Raw genomic sequence first — 12,754 nt, forward strand, 5'->3', positions numbered from 1 at the left:
GACACCGGTTACCGGTCCCCCAGGACGTTGACCGTCTAGCACCCCCGCCCCCGCGACGGCCGCACCAGCCAGGTGCGGCCTTCACGGTCGTTGTCCCCCACCCCCACCGAAGGAATTCACCGCCATGAAGTGGAAGACACGACTCGGCGCCGGGGTCACCGCCCTCGCCGCCGTGCTGGGCGTTGTCAGCGCACCCGGAGGCGCCACAGCCACCGCCGCGCCCGCCACGGCGCTCGCCGCGCCGGACATCTCGCTGGCCAACATCAAGGGCCACCTCAACCAGCTGCAGACCATCGCCAACAACAACGGCGGCACCCGCTCGGCGCGCGGCGGCGGGTACGCGGCGTCGGTGTCCTATGTGGAAAACCTGCTCAAGAACGCCGGCTACACCACGACGCGGCAGACCTGCACCAGCTGCCTCGGGCAGTCGCAGAACCTCATCGCCGAGTGGCCGCAAGGCGACGCGAGCCAGGTCATCATGCTCGGCGCGCACCTCGACTCGGTGAGCGCCGGCCCCGGCATCAACGACAACGGCTCGGGCAGCGCGTCGATCCTCGAGGTCGCGCTGACGCTCGCCCGGACCAACCCGGCGATGGCCAAGCGCGTCCGGTTCGGCTGGTGGGCCGACGAGGAGTCCGGCCTGGTCGGCTCCAAGTACTACGTCAACAACCTGCCGAGCAGCGAGCGCACCAAGATCAAGACCTACCTCAACTTCGACATGATCGGCTCGAAGAACTGGGGCTACTTCGTCTACGACGACGTCGCTTCGGTCAAGGCCGTCTTCGACGAGTACTTCTCCTCCATCGGCATCCAGACCGAAGGCGACAGCGAAGGCGACGGCCGGTCCGACCACGCCTCCTTCAAGAGCGCGGGCATCCCGGTCGGCGGCCTCGCCACCGGCGCCGGCGACATCAAGAGCTCGGCGCAGGCGCAGAAGTGGGGCGGCACCGCGGGTTCGCCGTTCGACAACTGCTACCACCGCGCCTGCGACACGACGGCGAACATCCCGGACCCGCCGCTGGAGAAGAACAGCGACGCCATCGCCTACGCGCTCTGGAAGCTGGCCGTCGGCACGCCGCAGGGCAACGACTTCTCCGTCTCGCTGAACCCGGCGTCGGGCACCGTCCAACCGGGACAGTCGCTGCAGGTCGCCGTCAGCACCGCGACGACGTCCGGCTCGGCGCAGTCGATTTCGCTGTCCGCCTCCGGCCTGCCCGCGGGCGCGACGGCGTCGTTCAGCCCGGCCACCGTGCAGTCGGGCGGCAGCTCCACGCTGACCATCTCGACTTCCGCGTCGACGCCGACCGGCACCTTCCCCCTCACGGTGACCGCGGACGGCGTGAACGCCGACCACACGGCGGCGTTCTCGCTCGGCGTCGGCAGCTCGTCGTGCGCGCCGGTGACCAACTCGACGCGGCTGGACATCCCGGACTACCCGGGTGCCGCGGTGAACAGCACCGCGAACGTGGCGGGCTGCGCGCGCAACGCGTCCGGCACCACCAAGGTCGAGGTGCACATCACCCACACCTACCGCGGTGACCTCGTCCTCGACCTCGTAGCCCCGGACGGCACGGCGTACCGGCTCAAGAACTCGAGCAGCGACTCGACGCCGAACCTCGACACCACCTACACCGTCAACGCCTCCTCGGAAGCCGCGAACGGCGCGTGGAAGCTGCAGATCAAGGACGTCGGCCCGGCCGACACCGGTTACCTGTCCTCCTGGACGCTGACCGTCTGATCCGCGACCGGGGCGCTCCTCGCCGGGGCGCCCCGGTTGTCTAGACCACCCGTTCGTAGGTAGTCAGTGCTTTCCCCCGGTCCCTATCGTGAACGGACACGCCGCGTCCGCCCTTCAACGACGATGGGAGCCGGTATGTCCGGTCGCTTGTTCGCCACCCTGCTGGCCACGGTCTTGGCCGTCCCGCTGCTCGTGTCGCCCTCCGCGCAGGGGGCGGTGCAGGCCGACACGTGCGCGGTGAAGCCGAGGCCCGCGGGCAAGGTCCTCCAGGGGTACTGGGAAAACTGGGACGGCGCCGCGAACGGCGTCCACCCGGGTCTGGGCTGGATCCCGATCACCGACAGCCGCATGGCGCAGCACGGTTACAACGTCGTCAACGCCGCCTTCCCGGTGATCCGCTCCGACGGGACCGTGTTGTGGGAGAACGGGATGGACGCCGGCGTCAAGGTGTCCACCCCGGCCGAGATGTGCGCGGCGAAGGCCGCGGGCGCGACGATCCTGCTGTCCATCGGGGGCGCGGCCGCCGGGATCGACCTCTCGTCATCGGCGGTCGCCGATCGGTTCGTCGCCACGGTCGTGCCGATCCTGAAGCAGTACAACTTCGACGGGATCGACATCGACATCGAGACCGGCCTGACCGGCAGCGGGAACATCAAGACGCTCTCGGCGTCGCAGTCGAACCTGATCCGCATCATCGACGGTGTGCTCGCGCAGATGCCTTCGAACTTCGGGCTGACGATGGCGCCCGAGACCGCGTACGTGACCGGCGGCAGCATCACCTACGGCTCGATCTGGGGCGCGTACCTGCCGATCATCAAGAAGTACGCGGACAACGGCCGGCTGTGGTGGCTGAACATGCAGTACTACAACGGCTCGATGTACGGCTGCTCCGGCGATTCCTACCAGGCCGGGACCGTGCAGGGCTTCACCGTCCAGACGCAGTGCCTGAACAACGGCCTGGTCGTGCAGGGCACGACGATCCGCGTGCCCTACGACAAGCAGGTCCCCGGCCTGCCCGCCCAGCCCGGCGCGGGCGGCGGCTACCTGTCGACGAGCCTGGTTTCCCAGGCGTGGCGGTCGGTTCCGGGCCTCAAGGGCCTGATGGACTGGTCGGTCAACTGGGACGGCTCGAAGGGCTGGACGTTCGGCAACAACGTCAAGTCCCTGCAGGGCCGCTAGGTCCGCCCGGTTTGCCGATCACCGGCTCGGGGCCGTACCCGGGCCGGTGATCCCTCCGATCACCGGGTGGCCAGCTCGGAACGGACGAGTTCCAGGAGCCGGCCCAGCCAGTTGGCGCCGCCCGAGCTCCAGTACTTCGAAGACCGGTCGTTGTAGAGCAGGCGCGCGTCACCCGTGCCCAGCAACGTCGCCGCCATCGCCGGGTGGCGCTCGAACTTGTCCCGCAGCAGCGCGGCCATCACGCCCAGCCGGGCCGTCGGCCAGCCCGCCCGCCGGGGCGCTTCCTCGCCGAGGGTCCGGGCGTCGAGGCCCCGGGCGGCGGCGGCGATCCGATCGTGCCAACCGGCGTCGCCGGTGGACAGCGCCCAGTAGGCGTGCATGACGCTCGCGTACTCCCGGCCGCCGCTCGTCACCGCCGCCGGGTAGTCGGTCTGCAGCACCTCCAGGCCCGCCGGATCGGGCCAGCCGCTGGGGTAGACGTACCCGCCCACCACCAGCGGGACGGTCGTCTCCGGTCCGTCCGCCACCCGCTGCGCCTCGGCTCGGGCGACCCCGGCCTCGCTCCGGCGGAAGTAGTCGAGCGCCCTCTCCCGGACCTCCGGCGTCACCGCGAGCGTGCGGCCCGGGCGCCGGGCCGGGATCGTCTCCCCCACCTCGGCGAGCAGGATCCGGACCGGGACATCGTTCTGGTCCATGTCGCCGAGCACGTGGATCCGGCGGTGCTCGGGCACCGCGTGGTACGACTCGCGGACGGCCTCGAGGTGGGCACCGGTCGGATCCGCGGCGTACGCCAGCAGCGCGTCCCAGCAACGCCGGGAGGAGTCCGGCCGGTCGTTGAGCACGTCCACCTCGTCGGCGAGCTCGCCGATCACCAGCTCCGGCGTCAGCCACGATTCCAGTGCCGGCACGGTTCCTCTCGCCGTGCCGGTGATGATCAGCGATGCGCCCTCGGGCGGGGTGAGGGTCAACGTGCCGTCGTCGAACGCGGCGCGGAGACCGTCGAAATCAGTCGATTCGTAACGCCAGCTGACGACGCCGTCCGCGAAGACGCCGAGCGGGCTCAACTCGTAGTAGTCACCCTTGTCGACGAAGACGAGGCGTTGCCGCCCCTCGACGACGTCGCCGCCGGCCACGCGCGACGTCGAAGTGCTGTCCGGCATGCCGGCGAGCCTAACGGCAGGCGGCGCCGGATCCGGGCCGGTGGCTCAGGAGTCGCCGGCGGGGATCGGGTCGTCGTACTCCCCCGGCGGGCCGGCGTATTCGCGGCCGCCGCCGTCCGGGAACGGCCAGGGGTTCGGGACGCAGCCGTGCAGCCCGAGCGTCTGCTGTTCCATCACCGGCGCCGGCCGGCCCGGGCCGGGGCACAGCTCGTGGCCCTGGCCCAGCCGGTGCCCGGTCTCGTGGGTGACCATGTACTGCCGGTAGGCCTCGAGCGGGGCACCGTAGCCGGGAACGGCGTTGGCCCAGCGGGCGACGTTGAGCACGACGTTGCTGCCGTTGCGGCAGGAGGTGTAGCTGTCCGGCGTGCCGCCGCACAGCTTGTCGCGGCTGGCCGGCGTCGCGAGGTAGATGGTGAAGTCGGCCATGTCGGCCGGCCCGACCTGCTGCAGCCGCCACTGGCCGCCGGCGGTCCAGCCGCGCGGGTCGCCGAGGATGGTGCGGATGTCCTTGGCGAACCCGGCGGGCCCGACGCCGTCGATGTCGGTCTCGATGGCGATCCGGTAGCGCATCAGCCGGCCGGCCTTCCCGGCGACCTCGTCGTTGCCGGGGGTGAACATCCACTGCCCGGACCCGGTCCGCGGGAAGGTGATGGCGGCCTCGACGGGCGCGCTCTGCGTCACGGGCTCCCGCTCCGCCGCCGGCGGCGGCGGGACCGAGGTGGCGTCCCCGATGTCCATGACGACCGGCCCGGCCGCCGGCGCGGCGACGGGCTGCCGTTCCCCGCACGCGGCCACCCCGCTGCCCACCGCCAGGGCGAGCACGGCGGCGGCCGCGGCCCGTCTCGCGGTTTTCGGCATGGGTCCTCCCGGGGTGCGCGGTTTCAGAAGGACATACGGGCCGCGGCCGGGAAAAGTTGCGGTGACCTGCGGTGGCGGAGCGTCACCGCAGCTCAGCGCACCGAATGTGACCACGGCCACAGAACCGGTTGCGACGTTCGGTGCATCGGCGCCGGGACTCAGCCCAGGAACTTGCGGAGCACCTCGGTCACCTGGCGGATCTCCGCCGTCCGGACGTTCTCCTGCTTCGTGTGCGCCAACGTCGGGTTGCCCGGGCCGAAGTTCACCGCCGGCATGCCGCGCGCCGCGAAGCGGGCGACGTCGGTCCAGCCCAGCTTGGCCGCCGCGCGGCCGCCCGCCGCCGCCACCAGTTCCGCCGCCGCCGGGGCCGACAGGCCCGGCAGCGCGCCCGGGGACAGGTCCACAACGGACAGTTCGAAACCGTCGAAAACCTCGCGCAGGTGACGCTCGGCCGCGGCCGCGTCGCGGTCCGGCGCGAAGCGGTGGTTCACCGTCAGCACCGCCGCGTCCGGGACCACGTTGCCGGCCACGCCGCCGCTGATCGCCGTCGCCTGGAGGCCTTCGCGGTAGGTCAGGCCGTCGATGTCGACGATCCGCGGCGGGTACTCCGCCAGCCGGCGCAGCGGCTCGGCGAGCGCGTGGATCGCGTTCTCGCCCATCCACGCCCGCGCGGTGTGCGCCCGCTTCCCCGAGAGCCGCAGTTCGACGCGCATGGTGCCCTGGCAGCCGGCCTCGATCACGCCGTTCGACGGCTCGCCGACGATCGCCAGGTCGCCGGCCAGCCACTCCGGCAGCTCGCGCTCGATCCGGCCGAGCCCGTTCTTGACCGCTTCGACCTCTTCGTTGTCGTAGAACACGAAGGTGACGTCGTGCTTGGGCGACGGCAGCGTCGCCGCCAGGTGCAGGAAGACCGCGTCGCCGCCCTTCATGTCGACCGTGCCGAGGCCGTGCAGGATCTCTTCGTCACCGGTGCCTTCGCGCCGCGAAGGCAGGTTGCCGTTCTCCGGCACGGTGTCCAGGTGCCCGGCGAGCACGATCCGCGACGAGCGGCCGAGGTGGGTCCGCGCGAGGACGGCGTCGCCGTTGCGGACGACTTCGAGGTGCGGGGCCTGCGCCTGCAACGCGTCCTGCACCGCCGTCGCGATCTCGGCCTCGGCGCCGGACACGCTGAAGATGTCCACCAGCGCTGCGGTCAGGTCCACCGGATCGGCGTGGAGGTCCAGGCTCATGCCCCGCACGCTACCGTGGGGGTGTGCGTAGGTTCCCGGTCGCCGTGGGCGGCGCGTTGCTGGTCCTGGTCCTGTCCGGCTGCGGGAACGAAGCCGGCCCGGCCCCCGGACCGCAGGCGGGCGAGCCCGGCCCGGACGCGCTCCCGACCAAGCTGGACGCGCTGACCGTCGACCAGTGCTACGCGAGCCCGCGCACCCAGCTGCCGAAGGGCTGCGAGAAGTACGTCACGGAGGTCGCCAACGTGCCGGGCGCGGCCCGCAAGCGCGCGGACGACCGCGACCCGCAGCTGGTCGCCGAGGCCACCAAGCTGGAGCGGGCCGTCGGGTCGTTCCGGAGCGCGGGCTGCACGACGGTCCCGGCCGCGGGTGGTCCCTGCTCGCAGGCGCTCGTCGACATCGCCGGCGCCCTCGCGGGCCTGAAGAAGCAGGTAGACGCGCGGCCCACGAGTGGTTGATCCGCGTCACTCCACTACGGTGAGGGCCGTGAGCGAGCAGAGCCCGAACCCCGAAACGACCGGCGCCAGCGGCGTCGGGCTGGCCACCGTCGCGACCGACGGGACGGTCCTCGACACCTGGTACCCGCACCCGAAGCTGACCGAAGGCGGCACGCCCGGGACCGCGCGCCTGAGCGCGGAAGAGGCCACCGAGCTGCTCGGCGAGGCCGCCGCGGCGCTGCTCGGCCCGGACACCGACCGCGGGGTCGAGGTCGTCGCCGTCCGCACCACGATCGGCAAGCTGGCCGACGCGCCCGCCGACACGCACGACATGTACCTGCGGCTGCACCTGCTCTCGCACCGGCTGGTCCGCCCGCACGGCCAGAACCTCGACGGCATGTTCGGCCTGCTGCCGAACGTCGTGTGGACCAACCACGGCCCGTGCCCGGTCGAAGGCTTCGAGACGACCCGGCTGCGGCTGCGCTCGCGCGGCGCGGTGACCGTCTACAGCGTCGACAAGTTCCCGCGCATGGTCGACTACGTCCTGCCGTCCGGGGTCCGGATCGGTGACGCCGACCGCGTCCGGCTCGGCGCGCACCTGGCCTCCGGCACGACTGTGATGCACGAGGGCTTCGTCAACTTCAACGCCGGCACGCTCGGCGCGTCGATGGTCGAGGGCCGGATCTCGGCCGGCGTGGTCGTCGGCGACGGCTCGGACGTCGGCGGCGGCGCGTCGATCATGGGTACGCTTTCCGGCGGCGGCAAGGAAACGATCTCCCTGGGCGAGCGCTGCCTGATCGGCGCGAACGGCGGCGTGGGCATCTCGCTGGGCGACGACACGGTCGTCGAGGCGGGGCTGTACGTCACGGCGGGCACGAAGGTCCTCGTCGAGGGCAAGGTCGTGAAGGCCCGCGAGCTCAACGGCATTTCGGGCGCGGTGTTCCGCCGCAACTCGGCGAACGGCGCGGTCGAGGTCGTGCCGCGGACCGGCGCCGGCGTCGAGCTGAACGCGGCGCTGCACGCCAACGACTGAGAGCGATCGGTCACCTACCATCCTGGGGGTGACCACCGAATCGTTCCGCCGGACACCGGCTGAGCTGGGCCTGCCGGACGCGCCCGTCGAAGCGCGTCCGGCCGACCCGGCGGGCCACCACGTGCGGGCCAAGCTCGACCGGGAGATCCGCGCGCTGCTCGCGCACGAACCCGGCACGCGCTCCGGCGTGGATCCGGAGGACCTGCACCAGATGCGCGTCGCCCTGCGGCGGATGCGCAGCGTGCTGAAGCTGTCCGGCGAGCTGGTCGGCGACGGCGCCGAACCGGTGCGGGCGGAACTGGGCTGGCTCGGCCAGTCCCTCGGCGAGGTGCGCGACTACGACGTGCTGATCGGGCACCTGCGCGAGGTCATCGCCGGCTTCGAGGTCCGGGACCAGGCTCCGGGCCGCCGTCTGGTGTCGAAGTTCGTCACCGAGCGAGCCACGGCGAAGCGGCGCCTGACGCGAGCGCTGTCGAGTGCCCGGTACTCGACGTTGCTGCGCGAGGTGAGCCTGCTGACGCGGGACAGCGCGTCGGCCGCGGCAGCGGAGAAGCCGCACGACCTGATCGGCGGGCTGGCGAAGCCGCACCGCAAGCTCGCCAAGGCCGTCCGTGCCCTGCCCGCCGACCCGCCGGACGACGACCTGCACGCGCTGCGCATCCACGGCAAGAAGCTGCGTTACGCGGCCGAGCTGGCCCAGACGTCGGCGAAGAAGAAGCAGACGGCGAAGATCAAGCACCTGCTCAAGGCGACGAAGGACTTCCAGACGGTGCTCGGTGAGCACCAGGATGCGGTGATCGCGGCCGAGCGGATGCGCACGGTCCTGGAGTCGGCGGACGGCCCGATGGGATTCGTCGCCGGCCGGATCGCCGAGCGCGAGCTGGGCCGCCGCGCCGAGGCCCGCGCGGCGTGGCGACGGTCCTGGAAAGCGGTGGACGCCGCCGCCCGAGCCCTGCACGCCTGAGTCTCAGGACATCGACCAGACGTAACCGTCGGGCCGGATCAGCACCCTCCGGCCCCCTTCGGCCTCGTACGCCGCGTACGCGTGGCCGCCGTCGTCGACCAGGTCCGTTCCCGTCGCCACGCTCCCCGCCGGCAGGATCCGGTACCCGGCCGTCTCGCCCGCCCCGAACAGCAGCTCCGTCGCGTGCGGGCCGCGGAACAGCTCGAACAGGCGCACCCGCTTGCCGTTCGCGTCGACCAGCGGGGCGTCCGGCGCCCGGTCGCCCGGCTGCAGCCCGCCCGTCCCGGCCGGTGCCAGCGGGCCGCCGCGGTAGCTGATGTTCAGCTGGTTCGTCTCCTCGCCGCGGTGGTGGGCGTCGTCGTCCCCGTCGACGTACTTCTGCAGGATCCCGGCCGTCACCCCGAGCACCCGGGCCGCGACCGTCCTTCGCTCGATCTCGTAGCTGTCCAGCAGCTCCGGTGAGCCGTCCGCGAGCTTCCAGCCCAGGTTGTAGCCGTCCTGGACGCCCGTGTTCAGCCCCTGCCCGCCCGTCGGCGGGTGGACGTGCGCCGCGTCGCCGGCGAGGAACACCCGGCCGTCGCGGAAGCGGGCCGCCAGGCGGACGTTCGGCCGCCACACCGTCGACCAGGCCAGGTCGGACAGCTTGACCGTGCCGCCGCTCAACGCGTCGAGCCGGGACTGGACCGCGGGCAACGCCGTCTCGACGTCGGTCTCGTCGTCGCCGAGCGCCGCGCCGAACTGGAAGTGCGGCGTCCCCGGCAGCGGGCTGAAGGACATGCCGCTCATCGGCTCGTCCGGGGTCGCGAACCAGTGGCCGTAGTCCCGGTCGAGGCCGTCGGCCCGGACGTCGCCGAGCAGCATCCGGATCGACTCGTCGGTCGTGCCCTCGAACGCGATCCCCAGCGTCTTGCGCACGAAGCTCTTGCCGCCGTCCGCGCCGACCAGGTACTCCGCGCGGACGGTCTCCCCCGTGCTCAGCGTGGCCGTGACGCCCTCGGCGTCCTGGTCGAAGCCGGTCAGCGCGGTCGCGAGCTCGACGCGCACGCCGAACTCGGCCAGCCGCTCGCGCAGGACCCCCTCGGTCTGCGACTGGCCCAGGAACCAGCCGGTCGGGTACGGCCGCGACGGCGTCGGCTCGACCGGGTCGAACATCATCCGCTCGCCGACCACCTCGCCGCCGAGGTGGATCTTCATCGGCACCGGGGCCATGCCCGCGGCCAAAACCGCGTCGAGCACACCCAGGTCCTCGAACACCTCCAGCGTGCGCGGCTGCAGCCCGTCGCCGCGCGAGCCCACGAAGTACGTCTCGGCCTTGTCGATGATCCGCACGGCGACGTCCCGCCGCGCCAGCTCGATGGCCAGCGTCAGCCCGGTCGGTCCCGCGCCCGCGATCAGCACCTGTGTGTCCATGTCATCCTCCCGGTGAATTTCGATTCAGTGAATCTTGATTCAGAGTGGCGCTGCTAGCGTCCCGTGTCAAGGGAGGTGGCGATGACGGCGACGAGCCGCAAGGAAAAGGCCGCGGAGACCGAGGCCGCGCTCAAGGCCGCGGCCAAGCGCGTCTTCGCCCGGAAGGGCTACCTGAACACGAAGATCACCGACATCACCGCCGAGGCGGGCCGGGCCGCGGGATCGTTCTACAACCACTTCGCGGGCAAGGAAGAGCTCCTGGAAGCGCTGATGGCCGACATCGCGGCGTCCGGCGACGAGAGTGCCGACAGCGAAGACCACCTCAACGACTTCAGCGACCCGGCGGCCGTCCGCTGGCACGTCAAGCAGTACTGGGAGTTCTACCGGGACAACGCGGCGACCATGCTGGCCCTGCGCCAGGCGGCGATGGTCAGCGAATCCTTCGCCCGGACGGTGGCGCAGTTCGGCGCGTCCCAGGCCGCCGACCTCGACGACCACCTGGCGCACATCACCCGCGCCGGAATGCGGCTGCCCGCGGACCCGGACCGGTGCGGCATGCTGATCTACCACCTGGTCGACGCCTTCGCGGCGACGTGGCTGCACGGTGCGCCGGCGGGCTGGACGCCGCCGACCGACGACGAAGCGATCGAACTGCTCACGCGGTTCGTCTACCGGGGCCTCACCGGCCGCGATTACTGACCGGGCTCCGGCCAGTGGTCGACGACTTCGACGTGCCGCAGCCCGGCGGATTCGGTGATGTGCCGGAACCAGGCGGCGCACTCGGGCACCGAGTCGATCAGCCGGGCCGCCTCCTCGGCTTCGGCCCGGCTGCGCCAGAGCACGACGTCCAGCCAACCACCGTCGTCTTCCCTGGTCAGATAAGCGGCGAGACAGCCGGGGAACCGCCGGCGCATCGCCTCGACCATCGCCGGGCGCTCCGCCAGCAGCTGCGCCACGGCGCTGTCGCCGACCTTGAAGCGGGCCAATTCGATCGTCATGGACATGCTCGGCACCGTAGCCGGGGGCACCGACAGTTTCCGGACGGCTCAGCCCGCGGTCAGGCGCTCCACGGCGGCGTCGACGCGCTCGTCCGTCGCGGTCAGCGCGACGCGGACGTGCTTGCCGCCCTTCGGGCCGTAGAACGTCCCGGGCGCGACCAGGATGCCGCGGTCGGCCAGCCACCGGACCGTCGTGGCGGCGTCTTCGTCGCGGGTGGCCCAGAGGTAGAGGCCCGCTTCGGAGTGGTCGATGCGGAAACCGTTGTCCTGCAGCGCCTTCCGCAGGACGAGCCGGCGGCGGGCGTAGCGCTCGCGCTGGACGTGCAGGGCCTCGTCGTCGGTCAGCGCGGCGACCATCGCCTCCTGGACCGGGCGCGGCACGATCATGCCCGCGTGCTTGCGCACTTCCAGGAGCCGCTTGATCAGGTGGGGGTCACCGGTCAGGAACCCGGCGCGGTAGCTGGCCAGGTTCGCCGACTTCGACAGCGAGTGGACCGCGATCAGCCCGTCGGTCCGGCCGTCGCAGACGTCCGGGTGCAGCACCGACAGCGGGTCGGTCTCCCAGCCGAGCGCCAGGTAGCACTCGTCGGAGACCACGACGACGTCACGCTCGCGGGCCCATTCGACGACCTTGCGCAGGTGCTCGACCGGCAGCACCTGGCCGGTCGGGTTGGACGGCGAGTTCAGCCAGATCATCGCCGGCTTCTGCGGGCCGAGCGCGGTCAGGCCGTCGGTCCGCAGGATCGACGCGCCCGCCAGCAGGGCCCCGACCTCGTACGTCGGGTAAGCCAGCTCCGGGATGACGACGACGTCACCGGGACCGAAGCCGAGCAGCCGCGGCAGCCAGGCCACGGCCTCCTTGGACCCGATCGTCGGCAGCACGGCGTCCGGCTCGATGCCGTCGACGCCGTGGCGCCGGGAAAGCGCTCCGCGCGCGGCTTCCCGGAGAGCCGGGATGCCGTGGGTGGTCGGGTACCCGGGGATCTCCGAGACCGACGCGAGGGCCTCGCGGATGCCGGCCGGGACCGGGTCGACCGGCGTGCCGATGGAGAGGTCGACGACCCCACCGGGATGCGCCTGGGCCGTGGCTTTGACCTCGGCGAGCGAATCCCAGGGGAAGTCGGGCAGCGCGATCCGGTTCATTCGCCCTGCGGGGGCAACGCCTTGATGAAGGCCGGGTCGTGCGCGGTCTTGCCCACCTTGGACGCACCGCCGGGCGAGCCCAGCTCGTCGAAGAAGTCGACGTTCGCCTTGGTGTAGTCCGACCAGTTGTCCGGGACGTCGTCCTCGTAGTAGATCGCCTCGACCGGGCAGACCGGCTCGCAGGCGCCGCAGTCGACGCACTCGTCGGGGTGGATGTACAGCATCCGCTCGCCCTCGTAGATGCAGTCCACGGGGCACTCGTCGATACACGCCTTGTCGAGCACGTCGACGCAGGGCTCGGCGATCACGTAGGTCACTGCGCACTCCTGCTTTTCTCTGCAAACAGCCAGTCGGTGCCGACATTACGCGGGGTCGGCACCCGTTCGGTCGGTGAGGCAAGCCTTAGCCATACCCGGGGTATGGGGCTCACCGCTCCCGGCGGCGCGGGGGCGGGGTGGCCCGGGCGTCACCGGTGATGACGAAGCGCGGCTTGGGCGCTTCGTCCTCAGTCTTCTTCTCCCCCACGGCTCGGTTGAACCCTTCGGCGATCTCGTCGACCAGCTTCTCGTTGTGCCGTTCGTCCTTGCGCTGGATACCCACGCCTCACC

The 12,754-nt window shown here is 71.7% G+C and carries 14 protein-coding genes; 6 read left to right on the plus strand and 8 right to left on the minus strand.

Annotated elements, in window-relative coordinates:
• Positions 1–124 precede the first annotated feature (124 nt).
• Positions 125–1,738, plus strand: coding sequence for a M28 family peptidase (locus ACFVYA_RS25200; protein ID WP_387048387.1), 1,614 nt, complete (start codon positions 125–127; stop codon positions 1,736–1,738).
• Between the two features lie 135 nt (positions 1,739–1,873).
• Positions 1,874–2,917, plus strand: coding sequence for a chitinase (locus ACFVYA_RS25205; RefSeq protein ID WP_387048389.1), 1,044 nt, complete (start codon positions 1,874–1,876; stop codon positions 2,915–2,917).
• A gap of 59 nt (positions 2,918–2,976) precedes the next feature.
• Here the strand turns inward: ACFVYA_RS25205 and ACFVYA_RS25210 are convergent, their stop codons facing one another.
• The 3 genes from ACFVYA_RS25210 to dapE form a co-directional block, all read right to left on the minus strand.
• On the minus strand, positions 2,977–4,077 hold the full coding sequence (locus ACFVYA_RS25210; protein WP_387048391.1) for an NADAR family protein: 1,101 nt from the start codon (positions 4,075–4,077) through the stop codon (positions 2,977–2,979).
• 45 nt (positions 4,078–4,122) lie between these two features.
• A complete protein-coding gene (locus ACFVYA_RS25215; RefSeq protein ID WP_285988409.1) occupies positions 4,123–4,935 on the minus strand; it encodes a DUF3152 domain-containing protein in 813 nt (270 codons plus the stop codon).
• Between the two features lie 158 nt (positions 4,936–5,093).
• A complete protein-coding gene (dapE, locus tag ACFVYA_RS25220) occupies positions 5,094–6,164 on the minus strand; it encodes a succinyl-diaminopimelate desuccinylase (protein WP_387048393.1) in 1,071 nt (356 codons plus the stop codon).
• 44 nt (positions 6,165–6,208) lie between these two features.
• Between dapE and ACFVYA_RS25225 the strand changes: the two genes are divergently transcribed.
• From ACFVYA_RS25225 to ACFVYA_RS25235, 3 genes are read left to right on the plus strand one after another with little or no spacing between them, the layout of a single operon-like run.
• Entirely contained in the window at positions 6,209–6,619 is a 411-nt protein-coding gene (locus ACFVYA_RS25225) for a hypothetical protein (protein ID WP_387048471.1), read from the plus strand.
• 28 nt (positions 6,620–6,647) lie between these two features.
• Positions 6,648–7,631, plus strand: a complete 984-nt coding sequence (gene dapD / locus ACFVYA_RS25230) for a 2,3,4,5-tetrahydropyridine-2,6-dicarboxylate N-succinyltransferase (RefSeq protein WP_387048394.1) — start codon at positions 6,648–6,650, stop codon at positions 7,629–7,631.
• 28 nt (positions 7,632–7,659) lie between these two features.
• On the plus strand, positions 7,660–8,595 hold the full coding sequence (locus ACFVYA_RS25235; RefSeq protein WP_387048396.1) for a CHAD domain-containing protein: 936 nt from the start codon (positions 7,660–7,662) through the stop codon (positions 8,593–8,595).
• Positions 8,596–8,598: 3 nt separating this feature from the next.
• Here ACFVYA_RS25235 and ACFVYA_RS25240 read toward each other — a convergent pair whose 3' ends face one another.
• The gene (locus ACFVYA_RS25240) at positions 8,599–10,005 is read right to left on the minus strand and encodes an FAD-dependent monooxygenase (RefSeq protein WP_387048397.1); all 1,407 of its coding nucleotides are present in this window, start codon (positions 10,003–10,005) and stop codon (positions 8,599–8,601) included.
• Between the two features lie 81 nt (positions 10,006–10,086).
• Here ACFVYA_RS25240 and ACFVYA_RS25245 point away from each other — a divergent pair, with 81 nt between their 5' ends.
• The gene (locus tag ACFVYA_RS25245; RefSeq protein WP_285988403.1) at positions 10,087–10,704 is read left to right on the plus strand and encodes a TetR/AcrR family transcriptional regulator; all 618 of its coding nucleotides are present in this window, start codon (positions 10,087–10,089) and stop codon (positions 10,702–10,704) included.
• On the opposite strand, the gene ACFVYA_RS25250 is transcribed toward ACFVYA_RS25245, so the two are convergent.
• The 4 genes from ACFVYA_RS25250 to ACFVYA_RS25265 form a co-directional block, all read right to left on the minus strand.
• Entirely contained in the window at positions 10,698–11,009 is a 312-nt protein-coding gene (locus tag ACFVYA_RS25250; protein WP_285988402.1) for an antibiotic biosynthesis monooxygenase, read from the minus strand. The two genes, ACFVYA_RS25245 and ACFVYA_RS25250, sit on opposite strands and share 7 nt — an antisense overlap.
• A gap of 42 nt (positions 11,010–11,051) precedes the next feature.
• A complete protein-coding gene (gene dapC, locus ACFVYA_RS25255) occupies positions 11,052–12,146 on the minus strand; it encodes a succinyldiaminopimelate transaminase (RefSeq protein WP_285988401.1) in 1,095 nt (364 codons plus the stop codon).
• Complete coding sequence (gene fdxA, locus ACFVYA_RS25260) at positions 12,143–12,463, minus strand: ferredoxin (RefSeq protein WP_003083029.1); 321 nt, start codon at positions 12,461–12,463, stop codon at positions 12,143–12,145. The genes dapC and fdxA overlap by 4 nt, the downstream gene beginning before the upstream one ends.
• Before the next feature lie 109 nt (positions 12,464–12,572).
• Positions 12,573–12,746, minus strand: coding sequence for a hypothetical protein (locus ACFVYA_RS25265; protein ID WP_285988400.1), 174 nt, complete (start codon positions 12,744–12,746; stop codon positions 12,573–12,575).
• Between the last annotated feature and the right edge of the window lie 8 nt (positions 12,747–12,754).

The sequence above is a fragment of the Amycolatopsis sp. NPDC058278 genome, from assembly GCF_042881395.1.
Taxonomy (GTDB): Bacteria; Actinomycetota; Actinomycetes; order Mycobacteriales; family Pseudonocardiaceae; genus Amycolatopsis.